Raw genomic sequence first — 20,172 nt, forward strand, 5'->3', positions numbered from 1 at the left:
CGCTTTAGATCTCCAAGGAACAGATAATGGACAAACAATCGCTTACGCTGCTGATCCTGAACGGTAAAGGCGCAGGCAATGATGATCTACGTGAAGCGGTCACTAAGCTACGCGATGAGGGCTACAACATTGCCGTGCGCGTGACGTATGAAAAAGGCGACGGCGAGCGCTACGTCGAAGAAGCCCTGGAATTACAGGCTGAAACCGTGGTGGCAGGCGGCGGCGATGGCACCGTCAATGAAATCGCCACCGCCCTGGCGTCCGTCAACGTCGCCGACCGTCCTGTCTTAGGCATTATTCCCCTGGGGACGGCCAACGATTTTGCGACCAGCGTCGGCATTCCTGAAGAAATCGAGCCTGCGCTGCGTCTGGCGATTCAGGGCAAAGCCTACGATATCGACCTGGCCCGGGTAAATCAGCATCACTACTTTATCAATATGGCGACCGGCGGCTTCGGTACACGTATTACCACTGAAACGCCGGAAAAACTGAAGTCGGCCTTGGGTGGCGTTTCTTACTTCATTCACGGGCTGATGCGCATGGACACGCTCAAGCCCGACAGCTGTGAAATCACCGGACCTGATTTTAGCTGGCAGGGTGATGCGCTGGTCATTGGCATTGGTAACGGCCGTCAGGCTGGCGGCGGTCAGCGTTTGTGTCCCGCTGCGTTGATCAACGACGGCCTGCTCGACATCAGCGTGGTCACCGCGCAGGAGTTACTGCCTACCCTGCTGCACTCACTGACCGGCGGCGATGAGGACAATCCCAGCATTATTTCCACCCGTCTATCGTCCCTGACGATCCGCTCATCGCATGAGATGACGTTTAATCTGGATGGCGAACCCCTGTCCGGACAGGAGTTTACGATTGATGTTATGCCAGGTGCGCTAAGCTGTCGCCTGCCACCGCAGTGCGCGTTGCTGAGCTAAGTTAACCGGGAGTGAAGACTCCCGGCTTAGATGTAAACAGTTCGTGATTGCATTCACAATTTCGTCACGCCAACTTGTATGGTAGTCGCGGGGCGCGTAATTTTTCATCCTTACCGCCGGAATGGCCTGTCGCTCCCTCCGCCACAAGGATGCATGATGCTGCAAACTGACCACCTTCCCGCTGATGTTAAGCGCCCCGCCTACGACCGTAGCCAGCTTAAGACCCGAATGATACACATCGGGTTTGGTGCCTTTCATCGCGCCCACCAGGCGTTATGTAGCGATAAGCTGGCTGAATTGGGCAGCGACTGGGGTTACTGCGAGGTGAATTTGAACAGCGGCGCTCTTATTCAGGCGCTGCGGGAACAGGACCTGCTCTACACGCTGACAGAAAAGAGCGACGATGCTGTAGAAACCCGTGTAATCGGCATTATCACGTCCGCGTTGCATGGCAAAACGGACGGTATCGAGGCCGTCATTGAGGCGCTGTGTCAGCCTGACGTGGCGATTGTATCAATGACCGTGACAGAGAAAGGCTACTGTCATCTGCCCGCCAGCGGCGACCTTGACGTTCAGCACGCGGATATTCAGCACGATCTGGCGCAGCCGGACCAGCCGCACTCTCTGCCGGGTCTGATTGTCGCGGCAATCCGCCGCCGCCGTGAACGGGGAGTCGCGCCATTTAGCGTGATGTCCTGCGACAATATGCCAGAAAACGGCCGCGTAACCCGTAATGTCGTGATGCAGCTGGCCCGGCACTACGATGCCTCCCTGGCTGACTATATCCAACAGAACCTCACCTTTCCCTCCACCATGGTGGATCGTATCGTGCCCGCCATGAATGACGCGGCATTTGACGCCCTGCAACAGCGCATCGGTTCACGGGATCCGGTCGCCGTTGAAGCTGAACCTTTTTTCCAGTGGGTGATCGAGGACCATTTTGTCAGCGGCCGACCGGACTGGGATAAAGCGGGCGCTCAACTGGTGCAGGATGTTCTGCCGTTTGAGCAGATGAAGTTGCGCATGCTCAATGGCAGCCATTCGTTTTTAGCTTACCTTGGCTATCTTGCCGGTTACGAACACATCAGCGACTGTATGGCTGATGACGCGTTTCGCGCAGCGGCACGGGCGCTGATGGTCAATGAGCAGGCACCTACGCTGACCATTCAGGATGTCGATTTATCCGCCTATGCCGATGCGCTTATCGCCCGCTTTGCCAATCGGGCGATTAAGCATCGGACTTATCAGATTGCGACCGACGGGACCCAGAAGCTGCCCCAGCGCTTTCTCGACAGCCTGCGTTGGCATCTGGACCACGGCACGCCGTGTCCCTTGCTGCTGCTGGGCATCGCGGCCTGGATGCGCTATGTCAGCGCAGTGGACGAAAAAGGCGAGCCCATCGAGATCCGCGATCCGCTGAACGCACAACTGGCCACTTGCGTAGCGGAAAGTGATGACGGTGAAGCTCGCGTGCGGGCGTTACTCAACATCAGCAGGGTATTTGGCGACGATCTTGCTAAAAACGATGCACTGGTGCAACAACTTACCGCCTGTTACCTGCAGCTTGCCGCTCAGGGAGCCCGTGCCAGCGTCCAGCAAGCCATTGCCGGTCCTGAGGTCTGATGCGATCGCCTGATGCCCAGGCCGAAGATAAAACGGACAGCGATATGACACTTTCTTACACCATTACCACCAGCGAACCTGTGAATCAGCAGGTTTACCGCTATCTGCGCCGCGATATCGTGACGTGCGTAATTCAGCCGGGCGCACTGCTCTCGGAAAAAGAGGTTTCCGCCCGGTTCAACCTCTCACGTCAGCCGGTGCGGGAAGCCTTTATCAAGCTCGCGGAGGCCGGTCTGGTTCAGATCCTGCCGCAGCGCGGCACCTTTGTGCGCAGGATCTCGGCTAAACGGGTCGAAGATGGTCGTTTCATTCGTGAGGCCGTGGAGATTGCCGTGGTCCGTCGCGCTGCTGAGGAAATCGCAGAGTCAGGGCTGATGGCGCTGGAGCATAACCTGCAACTGCAACGCATCACCGCTGCCCGTGGCGATAGCCAGATGTTCTTAAGCCTGGACGATGAGTTTCATCGCCTCATCGCTGAGAGCATCGGCTGTCCACTGGCGTGGGAAACGGTTGAAAACATCAAAGCCACCATGGACCGGGTACGCTATTTAACCCTGAATGACGTTGCACCCGCCGAAACCCTGATAGAACAGCATGATGCTATTTTTGCGGCGCTGAAGGCAAACGATCCCGGCAAGGCTGAGGCGGCGTTGCGCCATCATTTGCAGGCCATGATGTTTTCGATCACCCCAGTCATCAAGCAAAACAGCGCCTGGTTTGAAGAGGATTAACGCCTTGCCAGTCTGCAAGGCGAAACACGATGGGCTACCACCACTGATGGAAATGGTGCACCGGCCCAATCCCGTTGCCCACTTCCAGCGAATCTGCCGCCAGTAATGCCTGCTGCAGCCAGGCTTTCGCTTCACTGATCGTCGCTTCCCAGCTGTCATGCCGGGGACGTAAGGCCGCGAGTGCGGCGGACAGCGTACAGCCAGTGCCGTGCGTATGACGCGTGTTTACCCGCACGCTGCTAAAGCGCTGACGCCCTGCCCGGGTCAGCAGCCAGTCCGGGCTTTCATCACCATCGAGATGACCGCCTTTCATCAGCACTGCCTGGCAGCCCAGCGCCAGTAGCGCTTCGCCCTGGGTGAGCATCTCATCTTCATTGAGGGCAACCTGGCATCCCAGCAGTGCAGCGGCTTCGGGCAGGTTTGGCGTAATCAATGACACCAGTGGCAATAAACGATCTCGCACACAGGCAATCGCATCCGGATTCAGCAGGGCATCGCCGCTTTTAGCCACCATCACCGTATCCAGCACCACAAAGGGAATTTCCCGCCGCTGCAGGCCATGGGCCACCCGCTCGACAATTTCTGTTTCAGACAGCATGCCAATCTTCGCACTGTCGATGCGCACATCATCCAGCACCGAGTCCAGCTGGGCGGTCACAAACTCTGGCGCAACAGGGTATACCGACTGCACGCCGCAGGTATTCTGCGCCACCAGCGCCGTGATCACACTGGTACCGTACGCGCCCAGTGCAGAGAAGGTTTTCAGATCGGCCTGGATACCGGCCCCGCCGCTGGGATCGGTCCCTGCAATCGTCAGGGCATTAATGCGTTTCATCAGGTGCCTCCAGCGTCCAGAGTGCATCAAGGAAAGCAGGCGCAAAGCTACCCGGTCCATCTGCATCCTGCGCGGCCTTTTCTCCAGCCAGCGCCATCACCCGACAGGCGCAGGCGATGTTGATCAGTCGGTCACCTGGCAAACAGGCAAAGGCCGCAACCACCGCTGAAAGCGCACAGCCGGTGCCGACCACCCGCGTCATTAACGGCGAGCCGCCCGTAATCGCCCAGGTTCGCTGTCCATCGGTGACATAGTCTACTTCGCCGGTTACGACGACACAGGTATCAAAAGCTTTTGCCAGCTGTTGGGCAGCCTGCAGCGCGGCTTCGGCCGAATGCAGGCTGTCAACACCGCGTCCGCCTTCTGCCTGCTGCGCCAGCGCCAGAATCTCTGAGGCATTGCCGCGAACCACTGCAGGCGACTGCGCGAGTAGCTGCTTGCAAAACGCGGTGCGCAGCGTCAGCGCGCCGACCGCCACCGGATCCAGTGTCCATGGCGTGCCCGCCTGGTTTGCTGCAAGCACCGCAGCCTGCATCGCTTGCTTACGATCGTGGGTTAGCGTACCGACATTGATAAGCAGCGCATCGGCAAGCGCGCTAAACTGCGCCGCTTCGTCAGCGTCGATGACCATGGCCGGAGAGGCATTAAGGGCGAGTAAAACGTTAGCCGTTAGCGTTTGCACCACATCGTTGGTCATACAGTGCACCAGCGGTGACTGACGGCGAAATTGTTGCAGAATGGGCGCGCATTGCGCATCAGAAAGGTGTTGCGGTTGATGTGTCATCATAACTCCCAACCGGCGGACAAGAAGGCGAATGCGGTCAGGCATCAGACTTCCCTACGCTGGCATTATCCAGATCAGGTCAGCGGGTGTATCTCAGCCCTGTATTACAGGGCACCCCGAGTCATTTAAAATCAAAATCAACTACTTGCGATTAACGTCCCGTTAATCCCTGATCCGGATAATGCCAGCGGGAAGTCAAAGACACAACCCATAAAACACACAATGTGTCCCAGCTTGTGACCCACATTGTGGCCCAATTGGATATAATCCTGACGTAAAAAAGGCCGGGTTACCCAGCCATGAATTTTGAGATTAATTTCTGCCGTGTTGGTTAGAGCAAGATCGCACTGATTGTTACCTTCATTCAGTGTCGAAGGCCAGGAGGGGCAGACCTGCCCAAGAACCAGCGATCCGCTGCGGTGCCTTGCTTCACTTCATCTCAATCCGTCCTCTTCCCACATATCCAGCACAGCTCTTTGACCAGCTTTTATCTGCAATCTGTCCGCGTTTATGCCGCCTATTGAAAATAACTGTTGATTAAGGCCTAATTTACTCACTATTATCATTTCAAGCTAACCACAACGCGGCACTATTGGAGACAGTATTAAGTGACATCAGTTTATGACTATGAACGCCAAATATTTGAAAAGGAAGGTATTCGTATTGTAATCCGGTCTAATGGGAATGGCATTGATCTTCCTGATTATGACTACAAAAGGCAAGCCTCCGATAGTACGCGATTAAGTGACTTTTTAGCCAACCGGATAGACTCCACATTGGATGGCTTTAACCTGTCATACAGCGTGGTTTCTGGTGATGGTAATGCCTCTGTTCACGGCAATACTAAGTTGGAAAAACTAAGGGATAGCTATGAAAAATAAACCTTTTTTAATAGGAAATTGCGATGTTTAATGAACAGGATTATCAAGATGGCTGGACAAAACCTATTCAGCACCCAGTAACTGGAATTTGGTGTTATGGCGGTGCAGCACGAAATGTAAGAACCGCTATGTACGGTGGGAACAACGGTGTTGTTTCTATTGGATTCGGGTTGGGCGTAGCTTCTTTGCAACCCGTGATTAGCAGCTATCAAGTACAGCTTCAACAGTCACAGATGCAGCTCCAGCAGTCACAGCTACTGAATCAGCAAATGTTGTCATTATTTTCTCAGCTTCAAGCGAATAAACCATCTTGATCGTAATCAGTCCGGGCAGTAGACATAATTAACATTGTCTGCTGCCTAATCCTGTCGCCAGCTTAACTCTCTAACCTCTTCATTCGCTTTGCTGTCACGGCTTCTCTGATCGCTGTCTCCAGCCCTTTAGCCTGGATATGGTCAAACAGCGTTGTTCGTTTCATATCAAGCCAACGTGCAAGTGCCGAAAGGTTGATGATTGAATGATCGTCGCCTTTGAGCGGCATGGTCAGAACTGGCACAGAGCCAACACCAAGCAATAGCATTTAATTCCGAAAATTAACGGTTTAATGAGCCGAATAGGCATAGATATACACCCTTTTCAGCTATCTCGCCATGTGTCAGACCATGCGCCCGGCTCACCGCCTACAGTGAAAATCAACAACCAAACCTGCTAAGAATAAGCACAAACAGGCCTCTAACCCGCGCCAGCAAAGGAGGCGTTAAAACTATCGCCACGCAATGAAAAACATTAAATCAATGATGTTCTGATGCGTTGCTTGACCGGGAACGTTTTCCGCGTCCCGGATGGATTACGCCAAGCACGAAAAAAAATTTTTCTGGCTGGCCCCCTCACCTGACGGCCTGCCAGCCATACAGAGACTCGCTGATTTCTATGATTGTATCGCCTTGAATTGTTGGTAATCGCCTCGCTATGATGGCTTATGTGAAGCCTGACGGCCTATGATAATGGTGTCTGGAGTGATCACCGTTTTTGGCGACACTCTTAGTAGATGGGAGCGCCCGGATACGGCGAACCGTGAAGATAGCGACGACATACCGCACAACCGATAACCGAAATGACCAGCAGCCGAACCGCGAACCGTTGATCTCTTTGTTGATGACTTCATGCAGCCGCTGCCTAAAAATGAAGTAATGGAAATGTGCCGCCTGACGCCTGGAGACAATCAACGTACTGAAACCCGATATTCGGTGCCATGCGCCAAAAGTTGTGCAAAATTACTGAAAAGGTTTTCTTGCCAGCAAAGTGGCGCTACCAGTGGCGAACATGTGTGGAAATAAGCGTCATCGTGTCACCTTGTCTTGAAAGGCCCGCACAGACAAAAACACACAAACAGTGTGGTTATGGTAACATCTATTATGTTAAACGACTGCCGATTTAGCCCGATTTACCGGGCGGCTGAGTAATTTTTCCTGCTGTTGGTGTCGCTCTGCCAGGGGTCTGTGTTCATGCTCTGCCGATGCTATAAGCGCTCATTACAAGCTGATGTGAAGCCGTGCCGCAGTGCGCTTGGCGTGGGCATTATGCACCGCTGCGCGTCCAACTTCATGACGACACGAAACCGGGAAGAAACCCGAAAGGTAAATCACTGATATTTATCAAAAATAACATTTTAACCCACCTCATACTTTAAACAGCCTAACAAATTAGCCCATATGCTTAGTTAGCTAAACTCCTGTTAAGGCAGTGAATTGGCTTACTTAGTTGATTGAACCCATAAAAATAATTACTGTAACCGTGTAAAATATAATCTCACAACTTCACGTTCCACATTTGGGAACAATTTGACACAGCAGACAGAGAACACTATGATGTTCCCAGATTAGGAACAAATATGCGATTGTGTGGAAGAAACCATTTGGATGCATTAAAGCTGTCCAGTCCATCAAGCGTTGCTTGGATAAATTCATGGTTAGCAGATTTAGATTCTGTGATGTGGAAATCTATCCATGAAGTTAAAAATCATTATCCCAGTGCTTACAGTGCTGATGGACGTTCCTTCATATTCAAAGTTGATGGGTGTAATGCAGTAATTGAAACCATCATTGATTTCAACTTGTTAGTGGTGCTTGTTACCTCAACAAAGGTAATGTAATGGATATTAAAGTCATAAAAACAGAGCAACAGCATCAGGAGTACTTAAAGCAGATCCATTCTCTCATGCTTGCTATGCCTCCAATGCATTCAAAAGAGTATGAAGAACTTGAGTTGCTCATCACGATTGTTGAGGCTTACGAAAACGCCAAATATCCAATTGAACCACCAGATCCTATCGATGCAATCCTTTTTAGAATGCATGAGAAAGGACTCAAGCAGGTTGATCTTGTACCCTATTTGGGAACACGAAGTAGAGTTTCTGAGATTCTTTCTCGTAAGAGACCCCTAACCGTCTCTATGATCAAGGCGCTTTCAATTGGTCTTGGTATTTCAACCGATACATTAGTTGGCCTAAATTCAGATGGGCCGCCTTCCTCAGATGACAATATTGACTGGTCAAAATTCCCAGTAAAGGAAATGATTAGAAGAGGGTGGCTTCCAGATTTAGCGGATAAAGCAAAAAAAACAACAGAAGAATTAATTAAAGGATTTATCGATCAGGTTGGCTGGCAAGCAAGCAGCAATGTTTCTTTTAAGAGAACGCTCTCGGGCGATGCGTATTCACCTGCAACAAAATATGCTCTTTTTGCATGGGTCAGCAGAGTAGTTCAGCAAGCACGCACGCGGAAAAAAAATTTAGGCCTGTTCAACCATGAAGTTTTGTCTGCCAATTTCTTACGTGATTTAGCACAATTAAGCTGGTTTGAAAAAGGCCCATTATTGGCTATTGAATTTCTTGAAAAGCATGGCATCGCCATCGTGATTGAACCATGTTTAAAAGGCACAAGAATTGATGGTGCGGCTTTAAAAGATATCGATGGGCTACCTATAATAGGTTTGACGTTAAGGTATGACCGCTTAGATAACTTTTGGTTTACCTTGCTGCATGAAGTAGCACATATATGGAAGCATATTGATTCTAATGAAATTTTCTTGGACGACCTTGACTCAAATACCGATGATAGACAGGAGTCAGAAGCAAATAGACTTGCCAGAGAAGCATTTATACCAAGGTCAATATGGAAGAGAAGCCAAGTTTATTCATCCCCATCTAAAGAGGCAATTGACAGTCTCTCAAGAGAATTAAAAATCACACCTGCGATTATTGCAGGTCGGATACGGCGTGAAAGCGGAAATTATAGAATTTTTAACGACCTAATTGGTCAAGGTGAAGTAAAAGCATTATTGGTTCCGGCCTTCGATAACTAAACGCAGGAGAGTTATTATGTACCCTACATATGTACCTATTCTCAAAGCAAAAGCAGGTGAATTCGCCGCTTTAAAAAAACTGAAGGCTGCACACTCTGAAAAAATAGCACCTTTTTTTGAAATTCCTATTTTAGTTAGAAAAGAAAAAGAACCAAAATGGCTTATGGAATCAACACAGCCTTTAACTGATCACCTTCAAAGAACGGCAAAAAAGGTCGTAGCTTCATGTCAATCTAATGCTTTTTTCTTTGACATCACACAATGGAAAGCCGACTGCTACATTGAAACTGGTGAGCATGTACTAAGCTATCTTTACAGAGAACTTTCCAAAAGCGGCGCGATTATTCATCCTGTTGTGGGATTCGATAGATGGGATATTTTAGACTACCAAATAGCATTGAAAGATTTAAATATCCCTGATGGTAATAATTATTGCATTAGAATTGATTCCTCTTCAATTATTGAAGATTCTTACGATGTCGATTACTTCACTGAGACTCTTGAAACAATCATTGAAGAGCTTGGATTATCAAGCAAAGAAGTTATGATAATGCTTGACTTTGATGACGTCACAAACAAATCGGTTGAGTCGTTAAATGCTCATGTCAAGCATGTCTTAAATATTCTGTCCGATTATGATTTTTCGTGCATTATTATTTCAGGCGGTTCTTTCCCTGCGTTCATAAACAAAGCGGTTAAAGATGAGAACTCATCTGATTATGTAACGAGACGCGAGATTCACGTTTGGAAATCTTTCGTTGATGATTCAAAGCTACCGCTCATTTTCTCTGATTATGGTATCAGAAACCCCAAGGCAGAAGATGATATTATAGCACCAAATGCAAATGGTAAAATACGATATACTATCGAAGACAAATTCTTTGTTGTTCGTGGTTACGCTAAAAACAAAGACGAGAAATATAAGCAACTCCATGATTTATCTGAAAAAGTAGTTAAATCCTCTCACTATTTAGGCCCAGAGTTTAGTTGGGGTGATGAATGCATTCTCGCATGTAGTAAAAAAGAGATACTGGGTGGTAACACTGAATGGATCAGCTACGACACAAACCACCATATAAGTTATGTAGTAGAAGAGATTACTGAGTTCAATAGACTTAGAGTCGCTAAAAAGGCATTTACTATTTAAATAAAAAATGACGCCTTAATTGAAGGCGTCATTTTTTAAATTTTTTACACAAAAACATGACATAAATAAATATTGAAAGATAAAGCACATTTAAAAACCATCGTTTTATCAATAGTGCATTAGCCACAAGAATACAATTTAATTAATACTTGGTAGTTAGCCAACTCTCTTTAAAGATTTACTACCTCTACGCTAACACCTCCCCGTTCATATCGTAATTCAAATCTAAAAACCCTGTCGCATGTAACCTTTACTATCGTTCCAAAGAACCCTTCCGTTTCAATACCATCTACCCGCTCACATCCGTAACCAGCATATCGGATTTCATCTTGAACTTTTTTAGCCTCTGTTACTGCCACATTTTCACTTGCGGCGAAAACAGCAAAAGAGCAAAAGAGCAAAAGAGCAAAAGAGCAAAATATAATGTTTAAGGCAATGATTTTTAACATCAAAAAAATCTTTCACTAAAAGTAAATTTTAAAACTTCGAGTTGGGAGCCACTTTATTGATCGGTAAAAACGATCAATATTTTATAAATCAATCGGAAAAAGTGATCAATCTAATGATTAGTAATTTAGCTAACAATTCTATAAAGCAACATTTCCCAATCTGCATTAGGGTTCATTCAGTAAAGATAGGATTGGGTGAAAAACATTAGTGTGTGGAAGGACATAAGCGCGGATGCGGAAGAATGGGTAGAACAAAGGTGACTGCCTCAGCAATAGCTTTGCCCTCATGATGAACCTCGCTAAACCACGATACGAGGTTAGTTATCCACCAACTTCGCAGATTCAGCTTGAGAAGTTAAAATTAGTACCAGCCTAAACCATCGATCACGTAGCATACAGAAGATAATGGGAACGTATGTAAATAGCGTCTTGTAATCCCCGACCCGCTTTTCTCGTGGCCTACGGTTTGTTGCAAATGGAAAATATTTTCAACCCATCCAGCCATTGCAGCGGAGCAAACAGAATGACGGAAGCTATGCACAAGTCTACGTTGCCCAAAGTCGTCAAGGTACGGAATCCCAAGTTGATCTCGGACATCAACTAATACCTTGCCAATCTTCGGCATGTTCTTCCCCGCCACTGGCGAGAAGATTTTTTCTTTCCACTGACGATTCACAAAATCGAGGAAACCCCATTCAATTAACTTGGGATGAGTCGCAACCTGCCTTGTAGCATTTTCAGTTTTACCCTGCCCTCCTTCTGCTATCAGCAGATAGTGCCGCTGGCTATCTTCGTCAAATTTGACTTGTGACTTCTCAAGTTTGGCTATTTCTCCTCTTCTAGCTCCGGTATAAGCGAGCAGTAAAGTGATCCACTTCTCCCATCCATCAGACTGCTCAAGCGCCCAACCCACAAATTTACGCATTTCTGCCGCACTGTACGCTCCGAATCTTGCCTTTGTTGGTGCTGCAACAACTCCATCTGTTGGCGATTTTTTTAGGATGTCTTTGCTGTCAGTGAGAAAGGTTTTGAACAAAGATTTGTAGATTTTGAGATGTTTATGAATAGCCTCAGTTCCCACCAAATCTTCCGCTGGAACATCATCACATTCGATCAAATGCTGAATGGTCATTGAACGATATGGCTGAACAACTCGCTTCGGCAGATTTTCTACAATTTCCATCACTTGCTTTATGTCCTGCTTGGCGATTCCCGTAACATCAGTTTCCCCTCCTAAGACAACAAGCAACACTTCCATAAAACGCTCGTTGGCTTGGGCGATTGCTTTAGTCCAGTTACGTTCCTTCTCACATCTGTACATGTTCCATGCTCCAGCCAAAGTTAAAACTTCTGCTGATTCGGTAACTTGTTTTTGTTTCGCAACTACCAGGGGAGTGACAGTATCTCGGCGTTCATGCAGTTCTATTGGCTGAGTTTGAGCAAGACGGTGATCATCATCGAAAAATTGATGAGCTATCCATTGATCGGTTTGCTGTTTCAGGCGTTTGGATAAGTTTGAAAGACGAGCAGCAAATTGATCCGGCTGGATTGCACCGCTCTGCACCATGTGAATTACAGGGGAAGCAAACGACATTATCAAATGAGCTTGGGTGTGACTGTCTGTTTCCAGTGACTTACGAAAATATGTATTGCCCGGCAGGCGAAAACGGACGTAGTAAATCCCGTTGCGTGTGATGGTGTGACGAATAGTCTTGTGTCCCATTTGGTGAGCCTCTTTGAGATACGGCTGAACAAAACGGGACAGGCATTGAAAGTAATCATTTGATTTTTATCTGAATAATTGCCATGGCTACGCTGGCATTATCCAGATCAGGTAATACGGGTTTTTCTCAGCCTTCACAAAGAAGGGCACCCCGAGTCGTCAGGTAAATTCACTTTACCCGTTATCAGCATAAGGTTGCGCCACTGGCAAAGCAACCTTGCCCGCATCAAATCAGATCGTTTAATCCGGGTTTATATTCAACACGCCTTCTTGGGCTTATTCTCGAGATAACAATTATTTACTCAGAGTATCCTGATGAAAACTGGCCTCAGCCTGGTCGCATATTTTATAAAGCTGGCGTTACTCATGTCAGGATTGATGCTGGCATTTCAGGCGAGTGCCGCCCCCAGTTTTTCATGTGCGCATCCCAGCACAATCGAAAAGGTGATTTGTCAGAGCCAGACGTTATCGGCAAAAGATCGGTTAATGGCGCATTTTTTTGATCTCGCGAAAAAAAACGCCACGGCCGGACCTTCGGGGCTCATTACCGCACAACGGCAATGGTTAAAAAACCTGACTAAAATGTGTCTCACAGATCCTCAAGAAAAATGCATTGAAGGATATTACGATCATCGGCTTTTTGAACTCGCTGTCATGATTCTTTATACCCATCATGGCGAAGCCATTAAGCAAATCCGTAAAACACATCCCGAGTTAGTAAACATATACGAAGCGATTTATCAGTTTACTTCTCTTCCAGCAGGTTCAACCCGGCATAATAAGGTCACCGAACTCATTCGACCCGCTTTCGAAGTAACAGATAACCATATATTCGAAGATAAAATTCCTGATGCAGAAAGCGCAGCAGAAAATACCAACAACTTCGGCATGTTTCTCTGGCTCATTGCCAAAAATAATCCAGAATCACTTATTATCCCCTGCGAGGCATTTTTACGGCATCCACAAAATATCGTCTGGCTGGAACCGCTGGCCGGTGGTGCAATTGACAGCCGAACCCCCATCAGTGACTGCGAACAAACTCAGCCCACACTGCCGTTGTTTAAGCAATTTATTCATCTGGCGGAAGATGCCACCCCTGTTAGCACAGGGACCATTCGTTTTACAATTTATGCCATTACGCGGGCGGAAATGTCGGCCACGTTAAGTCACAGCATGAAGTATTTAAAGTCCATCCAATACGGAAAAAATAGCTTATCTGACGACGCACAGCAGTTTATCAAGCAGCATACTGAAGGCTACCAGAATAGCCTTATTGAGCTGGCACACTACTACCAACATGCGTTTAACATGCCGGCGGATACGGCGAATAGCGAAGCCAGACGTTCAATCACGATCCTGCTGAATAACATTACCGATGATGAGTAATAAAAAATGCAAAAAGACGATGAAGCACCATCTAATATCAAAGGCTTAATTAGCTTACCGCTGATTGTGATTATTGCACTTCTGATGATTATGGCTTATAAATCTTTGTCTTCTGGTACATTTATCTTTTCTTTAATAGGGGGCACTTTAATATTAATAAGTTGGGCAATGTGGTTAATATGCGAACTTGTTACATCTATTTGGGAACGCCGTTGGAAAGATGTCGCGAAAGTTATTTCCCTGCCATTCATTTTCGCTGGCTTAGTGTTCCTTTCTGTCACAGAATTTAACTATATCAAGTTATTTTTGATTTACCCTAGTTATTATCCCCTTTTTGATATTGCACAATACTACACTCATCAGCCAGTCATCATAAAATGGGATGAGTTTAATGAGGGATTTACCGATCTCGTCTATGCACCTGAAAGTCAGTGGCAAGCCGAGTGCATTTTTGACCGCTGTTCAAAAAAACGTGATCCCGAGCTTAGTATCGTGACCCAACCGTTGATTGGCCACTTCTATCTTCAGGATACGTTGTGGCGTTAACGCCTGTTCAACTGATCAAGGTCGTCATCACCTTATGGTTTCTCTCTGCAAAGCTTTGCGTTGATATGAAAAATTCTTCGCAACCTTTTGCATGATCTGGATCAACTCCCTTCCCTACAAAAAAAGGCTTAATGCTGCGGGCTAAAAATTCTCAAGTAATAGCAGTAGAGTTATTAACACTATTAAGTAATATTTTTCACCATTATTACATCGCCCGGAAGTTAACAAGCCTGCCTACAACATCGCAACAATAAGTATTCAAATAATATAGTTAAAAATTACCAGAACACTTCATCCTTTACAGGAAGCATGATGCGATTCTTAGCGCTTATTCCTCATCGTCACCGATGGACCGACATTAGCATCACCCGTCAGGGTGCGGTTTCTCCTTCTGGCCGATATTATTATTCCACCTATCTTTCTGCCCGCTGCCAACGTTGCGATACGGTTATCCATCGGGTTTATTACCGCGATATCAGTGATGATCAGGCGCGTCGCTGGCTGGGATGATCTGGCTGACCGCGCGCCCTGTTTTGCCAGGTTACGTGGTTGAAGCAATTTGATAGTCTTGCGGTTACTGAGTCACTGGATTGCTTACACTTATGCCATTCCTGCTGGATACACTAGGACACCAGATCTACCTTTCCGCCCCGCTATTTATCCTGATTTTTCTGGGATTCTGCCTTATCCGGTTTGGCAGATGGCCCGTTACCGTCAGCGAAGGCATGAACCGTTTTGTGTTCAATGTCGCCCTGCCCTGCATGCTGTTTCGCATCATGAGTGATTTTTATAACAGTCCACCGGTCGATGTACGCCTGCTGCTGGCGTTTTTTGGCAGTTGCCTGTTGGTCTTCATTGTGGGACGGATTGTCGCATCGCACCTGTTTCAGTTGGATGGCGTAGCCGGATCGGTTTTTGCCCTGGGCGGCGTGTTCTCGAACAACGTGATGCTGGGGATTCCGGTTGCTACCGTCCTGCTTGGTCAAGCGGCACTCCCCTCCGTCGCGCTGGTGCTGGTGTTTAACAGCCTGATTCTCTGGACCTTGCTGACGGTATCGGTGGAGTGGTCCAAACAGGGCAGTTTCTCACTGGGGGGTTTTAAACGAACCTTGATCAGCGTGCTGAAGAACCCATTAATCATCGGTATTTTGTCCGGCACGACCTGGAGTCTGCTACAGCGGCCGCTTCCCGTTATTGCCGCTGAACCCTTACGCATGCTGGCATCGATTGCCGCGCCTCTGTCCCTGATCACCCTTGGCATGAGCCTGGCGCACTACCGGATTCGGGAAGGCTTAAAAGAGAGTTACACCATCTGTGCGTTGAAACTGATTCTGCAACCGCTGTGCGTCTGGGCTATTGCCTGGCTGACCGGGTTACCCGCGCTGGAAAGCAAAGTGGTAGTGCTGCTGGGATCCATGGCGGTGGGCGTGAACGTCTATCTGATGTCGCAGAAATTTAATGTGATAACCGGACCGACGGCCGCGAGCATGCTGTTTTCCACGCTTTTTGCTGCCATAACTACACCATTATGGATGATGCTGATGACGCTGGCCGGATATTAAAAAGCCCCGCAACACAGGTTACAGGGCTTTCGTCTTACGCGTAAAACTTAGTGCGCAGGCTGGGTGCGAATCAGGTAATCAAACGCGCTCAGTGAGGCTTTTGATCCTTCACCGCTGGCGATGATGATCTGCTTATAAGGAACGGTGGTGCAGTCCCCTGCGGCGAAAACGCCTTTCAGGCTGGTTTCGCATTTCGCATCGATCATGATTTCGCCCATCTTGTTGCGCTCAACCGCACCTTCCAGCCAGTTGGTGTTAGGCAGCAGACCGATCTGCACGAAAATGCCCGACAGCGCCAGCTCATGAGTAGTCTGGTTAGTGCGATCCAGATATTGCAGGCCCGTCACCTTACTGCCATCGCCTTTCACTTCCGTGGTTTGTGCATTCAGAATCACATCCACGTTTTTCAGGCTGCGCAGTTTGTCCTGCAGCACTTTATCTGCACGCATTTCACTGGCGAACTCCAGCAGCGTCACGTGTTCAACAATGCCCGCCAGATCGATTGCGGCTTCTACGCCGGAGTTACCGCCGCCAATGACCGCCGTGCGTTTGCCTTTAAACAGCGGGCCGTCGCAGTGTGGGCAGTACGTCACGCCTTTGGTGCGATATTGCTCTTCGCCAGGCACGCCCATGTTGCGCCAGCGCGCACCGGTGGCAAGAATGATACTGCGCGATTTCAGCACCGCGCCGGAGGCCGTTTCAATAGCGTGCAGGCCGCCTTTCACCGCTGAGGGAATCAGTTTAATCGCGCTCTGGCTGTCAATGATGTCAACGTTGTAATCATCCACGTGAGCGCGCAGGGCACCGGCCAGTTTGGGCCCTTCCGTTTTCTGTACGGAAATGTAGTTTTCAATATCGACTGTATCCAACACCTGTCCACCAAAGCGCTCGCCCAGTAACGCGGTGCGAATCCCTTTACGTGCGGAGTAGATAGCCGCGGCGGCGCCCGCCGGACCGCTGCCCACGATCAGAACCTCGTAAGCCTCACGCTTGTTCAGCTCTTCTGCGGCACGCTTATCTGCATTGGTGTCGACTTTGCTGACAATCTCCGCCAGGCTCATGCGGCCCTGACCGAATTCTTTGCCATTCAGATAGACAGCGGGCACGCCCATCACATTGCGTTCCTGAATTTCATTCTGGAACAGGCCACCGTCAATGGCGGTGTGACTGATACGTGGGTTTAACACCGCCATCAGGTTTAATGCCTGCACCACATCCGGACAGTTGTGGCACGACAGTGAATAATAGGTTTCGAAATGGAAATCCCCATCCAGCGCCGCAATCTGGTCGAGCAGGCTTTGCGCTTCTTTAGAGGGATGCCCACCGGTCTGTAGCAGTGCCAGTACCAGTGAGGTAAATTCATGACCCAGCGGCGAACCGGCAAAACGCGGCCCCTGATCAGCGCCTGGGTTAGTAATTAAAAACGAGGGCTTACGCACCTGACGATCGTTCTCTTCACGAAAGCTGACCTTGTCTGACAGGCTCGCGATATCGACCAACAAATTGCGAATCTCCGTTGATTTCGCGCCATCATCCAGCGTCGCAATCAACTCCACAGGCTTGGTGAGTTTCTCAAGATAGGCTTTGAGCTGTGTTTTTAAATTAGTATCAAGCATAGTGAGTTCCTGGTCAAAAAATCGGGTGCCGCAGCACCCGATGAGAAAATGATCGACGTATCGATGCGAAATTAGATTTTGCCAACCAGGTCCAGAGACGGTGCCAGAGTGGCATCACCTTCTTTCCATTTCGCCGGGCACACTTCACCTGGGTGAGACGCCACATACTGTGCCGCTTTCACTTTGCGCAGCAGATCAGAGGCGTCACGGCCGATACCTTCAGCAGTGATTTCTACTGCCTGGATCACGCCCTGTGGATCAACGATAAACGTACCACGATCCGCCAGACCTTCGTCTTCGCGCATGATGTCGAAGTTGCGGGTCAGCGCGCCAGTTGGGTCACCAATCATCGCATATTTGATTTTCGCGATGGTGTCGGAAGAACCGTGCCAGGCTTTGTGGGTAAAGTGGGTATCGGTAGACACGGAATAGATGTCCACGCCCATTTTCTGGAACTCTTCGTAGTAATCCGCTACGTCGCCCAGTTCGGTTGGGCAAACGAAAGTGAAGTCAGCAGGATAGAAGAAGAAAACACTCCATTTACCTTCAACGTCTTTCTCGGTTACATCAATGAATTCGCCGTTTTTGAATGCGCTGTTTTTGAACGGCTTAATTTTGGTATTGATAATGGACATGTGATGGCCTCCTTTAGAATATGTGATGCAGATTACAAATTTTTCGGGCCAACATCTAATAAGCCCTCGTTATCAATAAAATAAACGAAAGCTATCAAACGCCGATCGTCTTGATCTTTCAGGGAAAAAACCGACTTTACGGCGGCAACGCTCGCTGCGAAATCACGTTTTACTTGCTTATGCGTGAAATCCAGCGCCTGAAATTCACCACCCGTTCCTGTCTCCCCGAAAGGCACCGCCCAGCAGTGTACAGTGAAAGAGATGACATTTGTTCTGCTTTTGCTTTTTTGGCAATCCCTGCCATGTTTGTTAAAAAGGATTAATGGAGCGCGATGTGCATATTCGACCGTTTACTGAGGCTGACCGCCCTTTTCTGCGAACCTTGTATCTGGCGGCACGCCGCCATAACTGGGACTGGATTGAAAACGAGGACTGGCAGCTTGAAGATTTCGATCAGATCATCCCCGGCGAGACGATTCTGGTTGCAGAACTGGACGGTCATCGGGTGGGGTTTGCCGGGCTGATGGAAAACGATAATTTTCTGCACAGCCTGTATGTCGATCCGGCTTATCAGGGCCGTGGCGTAGGCAGCGCGCTGCTTAATGAGGTTCAGGGGCGCTTCACCTCAACGGGCGCGCTAAAGTGCCTGGAAATGAACAAAGCCGCACAAACATTTTATTTGCAGCGCGGCTGGAAAATCATTTCTCAGGGTGAGAGCGAACAGGGGAATTATGTGCTGATGCACTATCCTCAGCCATCGCTCTACACCAGCGAGGCCAGCGGGCGTTAAAGCGCGCGAAACGCGATATCGCCCGGAATCACCTCGCCCTGCCAGTAGAGCTGAGCCGCCACCCGGCCGGCAAGCTGGCGATAAAGTGCCGCGAACTCGCTGTGTGGACGACGGATCACAGTGGGTTCGCCATCGTCGAGGTCTTCACGCAGGTGAATATGCAACGGTAGCTGCGCCAGCAGCCGGGTACCATAGTCATCCACCAGCCGTTGCGCGCCGCCGGTGCCAAAGATTGGCTCGTGATGGCCGCACTCGCTGCAAATATGAATACTCATATTTTCCACAACGCCCAGTACCGGCACGTTCACCTTCTCAAACATTACCATCCCCTTACGCGCGTCGATAAGCGCAATATCCTGCGGCGTGGTGACCACCAGCGCGCCGGTGACCGGTACGCTTTGCGCCAGCGTAAGCTGAATGTCGCCGGTGCCCGGCGGCATATCCAGCACCAGATAATCCAGCTCTGGCCACTGGGTTTCGGTAAGCAGCTGCATGAGCGCTTTACTGGCCATCGGGCCGCGCCAGACCATCGCATTATCATCTGTTACCAGATAACCGATGGAGTTGGTTGCCAGCCCGTGCGACATAACAGGGGCCATATGCTTACCGTCTGGCGACGTTGGCCGCTCTTTTTCACACCCCAGCATGTTGGGCACGGACGGGCCATAAATGTCGGCGTCCAGAATGCCTACGCGTGCCCCTTCTGCGATTAACGCCAGGGCCAGATTAACTGCCGTGCTCGATTTACCCACGCCGCCTTTGCCAGAGCTGACGGCAATAATGTTCTTCACGCCGTTAACGCCGGGATGATTTTTAACCCGCTTCAGGGTGGCGATATCATGACTGAGACGCCAGTCGATAGCCTGCGCGCCACTGAGGCGCAGCAGCTCAGCACTGGTTTCTGCTTTCACCTCTTCAAACGCCCCGTTCCAGGCGAACGGCATCAGCAGTTCAATGTGCAGCGTGCCGTCCAACAGGGCTACGTGGTGTAACGCCTTGAGTGCAATGAGGTTACGTTGAAGCGTCGGATGTTCAAAGCCGCTCAGTACGCCGGCCACAACGGCGCGTAAAGCTTCTGGTGTATGCGGTTCCCGGGATTGCGCTGTCATCCCCACTCCTTTTTCTGCTAGGCCTGCGCTGTGTTTCAGCGATGTACTAACAATACTATCAGA

General features: G+C 49.1%; 20 protein-coding genes and 2 riboswitches. Of the genes, 12 read left to right on the plus strand and 8 right to left on the minus strand.

Features of this window, described 5'->3' with window-relative positions; genetic code table 11:
- Nucleotides 1-26 precede the first annotated feature (26 nt).
- From yegS to EL29_RS10560, 3 genes are all read left to right on the plus strand, one after another.
- The gene (gene yegS, locus EL29_RS10550; protein ID WP_014594093.1) at nt 27-929 is read left to right on the plus strand and encodes a lipid kinase YegS; all 903 of its coding nucleotides are present in this window, start codon (nt 27-29) and stop codon (nt 927-929) included.
- A gap of 156 nt (nt 930-1,085) precedes the next feature.
- Nucleotides 1,086-2,552 carry a mannitol dehydrogenase family protein gene (locus EL29_RS10555; RefSeq protein ID WP_028715332.1) on the plus strand — a complete coding sequence of 489 codons (1,467 nt, stop codon included), beginning with the start codon at nt 1,086-1,088 and terminating at the stop codon, nt 2,550-2,552.
- Nucleotides 2,553-2,596: 44 nt separating this feature from the next.
- Nucleotides 2,597-3,283 carry a GntR family transcriptional regulator gene (locus tag EL29_RS10560; protein ID WP_013026403.1) on the plus strand — a complete coding sequence of 229 codons (687 nt, stop codon included), beginning with the start codon at nt 2,597-2,599 and terminating at the stop codon, nt 3,281-3,283.
- Between the two features lie 34 nt (nt 3,284-3,317).
- On the opposite strand, the gene thiD is transcribed toward EL29_RS10560, so the two are convergent.
- Nucleotides 3,318-4,118 carry a bifunctional hydroxymethylpyrimidine kinase/phosphomethylpyrimidine kinase gene (gene thiD, locus EL29_RS10565; RefSeq protein ID WP_028715333.1) on the minus strand — a complete coding sequence of 267 codons (801 nt, stop codon included), beginning with the start codon at nt 4,116-4,118 and terminating at the stop codon, nt 3,318-3,320.
- Nucleotides 4,105-4,905 (minus strand): hydroxyethylthiazole kinase, encoded by an 801-nt coding sequence (gene thiM / locus EL29_RS10570; protein ID WP_028715334.1) that lies wholly within the window; start codon nt 4,903-4,905, stop codon nt 4,105-4,107. Before thiM ends, thiD begins: the two co-directional genes overlap by 14 nt.
- 31 nt (nt 4,906-4,936) lie before the next feature.
- Nucleotides 4,937-5,031, minus strand: a riboswitch (TPP riboswitch).
- A 479-nt stretch (nt 5,032-5,510) separates the two neighbouring features.
- On the opposite strand from thiM, the gene EL29_RS10575 reads away from it, so the two are divergent.
- Nucleotides 5,511-5,783: a hypothetical protein gene (locus EL29_RS10575; RefSeq protein WP_071999619.1), complete on the plus strand. Its 273-nt coding sequence runs from the start codon at nt 5,511-5,513 to the stop codon at nt 5,781-5,783.
- Nucleotides 5,784-5,806: 23 nt separating this feature from the next.
- Nucleotides 5,807-6,097, plus strand: a complete 291-nt coding sequence (locus tag EL29_RS10580; RefSeq protein WP_028715335.1) for a hypothetical protein — start codon at nt 5,807-5,809, stop codon at nt 6,095-6,097.
- A 62-nt stretch (nt 6,098-6,159) separates the two neighbouring features.
- Here EL29_RS10580 and EL29_RS10585 read toward each other — a convergent pair whose 3' ends face one another.
- Nucleotides 6,160-6,363 carry a hypothetical protein gene (locus tag EL29_RS10585; RefSeq protein WP_028715336.1) on the minus strand — a complete coding sequence of 68 codons (204 nt, stop codon included), beginning with the start codon at nt 6,361-6,363 and terminating at the stop codon, nt 6,160-6,162.
- A gap of 1,571 nt (nt 6,364-7,934) precedes the next feature.
- Here EL29_RS10585 and EL29_RS10595 point away from each other — a divergent pair.
- Both EL29_RS10595 and EL29_RS10600 read left to right on the plus strand, forming a co-directional pair.
- A complete protein-coding gene (locus tag EL29_RS10595; RefSeq protein ID WP_028715337.1) occupies nt 7,935-9,146 on the plus strand; it encodes an ImmA/IrrE family metallo-endopeptidase in 1,212 nt (403 codons plus the stop codon).
- Between the two features lie 16 nt (nt 9,147-9,162).
- Nucleotides 9,163-10,293, plus strand: coding sequence for a beta family protein (locus EL29_RS10600; RefSeq protein ID WP_028715338.1), 1,131 nt, complete (start codon nt 9,163-9,165; stop codon nt 10,291-10,293).
- A 170-nt stretch (nt 10,294-10,463) separates the two neighbouring features.
- Here EL29_RS10600 and EL29_RS10605 read toward each other — a convergent pair whose 3' ends face one another.
- Nucleotides 10,464-10,742 carry a hypothetical protein gene (locus tag EL29_RS10605; protein ID WP_029571436.1) on the minus strand — a complete coding sequence of 93 codons (279 nt, stop codon included), beginning with the start codon at nt 10,740-10,742 and terminating at the stop codon, nt 10,464-10,466.
- Between the two features lie 361 nt (nt 10,743-11,103).
- Entirely contained in the window at nt 11,104-12,465 is a 1,362-nt protein-coding gene (locus EL29_RS10610; protein ID WP_028715340.1) for a site-specific integrase, read from the minus strand.
- A gap of 67 nt (nt 12,466-12,532) precedes the next feature.
- Nucleotides 12,533-12,629: riboswitch (TPP riboswitch) on the minus strand.
- Nucleotides 12,630-12,780: 151 nt separating this feature from the next.
- Here EL29_RS10610 and EL29_RS10615 point away from each other — a divergent pair.
- The 4 genes from EL29_RS10615 to EL29_RS10630 all read left to right on the plus strand — a co-directional run bounded on the left by EL29_RS10615 (nt 12,781) and on the right by EL29_RS10630 (nt 15,959).
- Nucleotides 12,781-13,851 carry a lysozyme inhibitor LprI family protein gene (locus EL29_RS10615; RefSeq protein ID WP_028715341.1) on the plus strand — a complete coding sequence of 357 codons (1,071 nt, stop codon included), beginning with the start codon at nt 12,781-12,783 and terminating at the stop codon, nt 13,849-13,851.
- Nucleotides 13,852-13,857: 6 nt separating this feature from the next.
- Nucleotides 13,858-14,397: a hypothetical protein gene (locus tag EL29_RS10620; protein ID WP_028715342.1), complete on the plus strand. Its 540-nt coding sequence runs from the start codon at nt 13,858-13,860 to the stop codon at nt 14,395-14,397.
- A gap of 312 nt (nt 14,398-14,709) precedes the next feature.
- On the plus strand, nt 14,710-14,907 hold the full coding sequence (locus tag EL29_RS10625; RefSeq protein ID WP_014605434.1) for a hypothetical protein: 198 nt from the start codon (nt 14,710-14,712) through the stop codon (nt 14,905-14,907).
- Between the two features lie 92 nt (nt 14,908-14,999).
- The gene (locus EL29_RS10630) at nt 15,000-15,959 is read left to right on the plus strand and encodes an AEC family transporter (RefSeq protein ID WP_028715343.1); all 960 of its coding nucleotides are present in this window, start codon (nt 15,000-15,002) and stop codon (nt 15,957-15,959) included.
- A 47-nt stretch (nt 15,960-16,006) separates the two neighbouring features.
- Here EL29_RS10630 and ahpF read toward each other — a convergent pair whose 3' ends face one another.
- Both ahpF and ahpC read right to left on the minus strand, forming a co-directional pair.
- Nucleotides 16,007-17,575 carry an alkyl hydroperoxide reductase subunit F gene (gene ahpF, locus EL29_RS10635; RefSeq protein WP_028715344.1) on the minus strand — a complete coding sequence of 523 codons (1,569 nt, stop codon included), beginning with the start codon at nt 17,573-17,575 and terminating at the stop codon, nt 16,007-16,009.
- A 71-nt stretch (nt 17,576-17,646) separates the two neighbouring features.
- Entirely contained in the window at nt 17,647-18,210 is a 564-nt protein-coding gene (gene ahpC / locus EL29_RS10640) for an alkyl hydroperoxide reductase subunit C (protein ID WP_028715345.1), read from the minus strand.
- Between the two features lie 322 nt (nt 18,211-18,532).
- On the opposite strand from ahpC, the gene EL29_RS10645 reads away from it, so the two are divergent.
- Nucleotides 18,533-19,000 carry a GNAT family N-acetyltransferase gene (locus EL29_RS10645; protein ID WP_080695279.1) on the plus strand — a complete coding sequence of 156 codons (468 nt, stop codon included), beginning with the start codon at nt 18,533-18,535 and terminating at the stop codon, nt 18,998-19,000.
- Here EL29_RS10645 and apbC read toward each other — a convergent pair.
- Nucleotides 18,997-20,109, minus strand: coding sequence for an iron-sulfur cluster carrier protein ApbC (gene apbC, locus EL29_RS10650; RefSeq protein ID WP_014594102.1), 1,113 nt, complete (start codon nt 20,107-20,109; stop codon nt 18,997-18,999). The two genes, EL29_RS10645 and apbC, sit on opposite strands and share 4 nt — an antisense overlap.
- Nucleotides 20,110-20,172 lie beyond the last annotated feature (63 nt).

Source organism: Pantoea ananatis LMG 2665, assembly GCF_000710035.2.
Taxonomy (GTDB): domain Bacteria; phylum Pseudomonadota; class Gammaproteobacteria; order Enterobacterales; family Enterobacteriaceae; genus Pantoea; species Pantoea ananatis.

Excerpts from the sequence above, each read along its gene's own strand:
- EL29_RS10620 (WP_028715342.1), top strand. The coding sequence starts at position 13,858 with ATGCAAAAAGACGATGAAGCACCATCTAATATCAAAGGCTTAATTAGC.
- EL29_RS10645 (WP_080695279.1), top strand. The coding sequence starts at position 18,533 with ATGGAGCGCGATGTGCATATTCGACCGTTTACTGAGGCTGACCGCCCT.
- EL29_RS10600 (WP_028715338.1), top strand. The coding sequence starts at position 9,163 with ATGTACCCTACATATGTACCTATTCTCAAAGCAAAAGCAGGTGAATTC.
- EL29_RS10630 (WP_028715343.1), top strand. The coding sequence starts at position 15,000 with ATGCCATTCCTGCTGGATACACTAGGACACCAGATCTACCTTTCCGCC.
- EL29_RS10585 (WP_028715336.1), bottom strand. The coding sequence starts at position 6,363 with ATGCTATTGCTTGGTGTTGGCTCTGTGCCAGTTCTGACCATGCCGCTC.
- EL29_RS10555 (WP_028715332.1), top strand. The coding sequence starts at position 1,086 with ATGCTGCAAACTGACCACCTTCCCGCTGATGTTAAGCGCCCCGCCTAC.
- EL29_RS10615 (WP_028715341.1), top strand. The coding sequence starts at position 12,781 with ATGAAAACTGGCCTCAGCCTGGTCGCATATTTTATAAAGCTGGCGTTA.
- thiM (WP_028715334.1), bottom strand. The coding sequence starts at position 4,905 with ATGATGACACATCAACCGCAACACCTTTCTGATGCGCAATGCGCGCCC.
- ahpC (WP_028715345.1), bottom strand. The coding sequence starts at position 18,210 with ATGTCCATTATCAATACCAAAATTAAGCCGTTCAAAAACAGCGCATTC.
- ahpF (WP_028715344.1), bottom strand. The coding sequence starts at position 17,575 with ATGCTTGATACTAATTTAAAAACACAGCTCAAAGCCTATCTTGAGAAA.
- EL29_RS10560 (WP_013026403.1), top strand. The coding sequence starts at position 2,597 with ATGACACTTTCTTACACCATTACCACCAGCGAACCTGTGAATCAGCAG.
- EL29_RS10605 (WP_029571436.1), bottom strand. The coding sequence starts at position 10,742 with ATGTTAAAAATCATTGCCTTAAACATTATATTTTGCTCTTTTGCTCTT.
- EL29_RS10580 (WP_028715335.1), top strand. The coding sequence starts at position 5,807 with ATGTTTAATGAACAGGATTATCAAGATGGCTGGACAAAACCTATTCAG.
- apbC (WP_014594102.1), bottom strand. The coding sequence starts at position 20,109 with ATGACAGCGCAATCCCGGGAACCGCATACACCAGAAGCTTTACGCGCC.
- EL29_RS10610 (WP_028715340.1), bottom strand. The coding sequence starts at position 12,465 with ATGGGACACAAGACTATTCGTCACACCATCACACGCAACGGGATTTAC.
- EL29_RS10625 (WP_014605434.1), top strand. The coding sequence starts at position 14,710 with ATGCGATTCTTAGCGCTTATTCCTCATCGTCACCGATGGACCGACATT.
- yegS (WP_014594093.1), top strand. The coding sequence starts at position 27 with ATGGACAAACAATCGCTTACGCTGCTGATCCTGAACGGTAAAGGCGCA.
- thiD (WP_028715333.1), bottom strand. The coding sequence starts at position 4,118 with ATGAAACGCATTAATGCCCTGACGATTGCAGGGACCGATCCCAGCGGC.
- EL29_RS10595 (WP_028715337.1), top strand. The coding sequence starts at position 7,935 with ATGGATATTAAAGTCATAAAAACAGAGCAACAGCATCAGGAGTACTTA.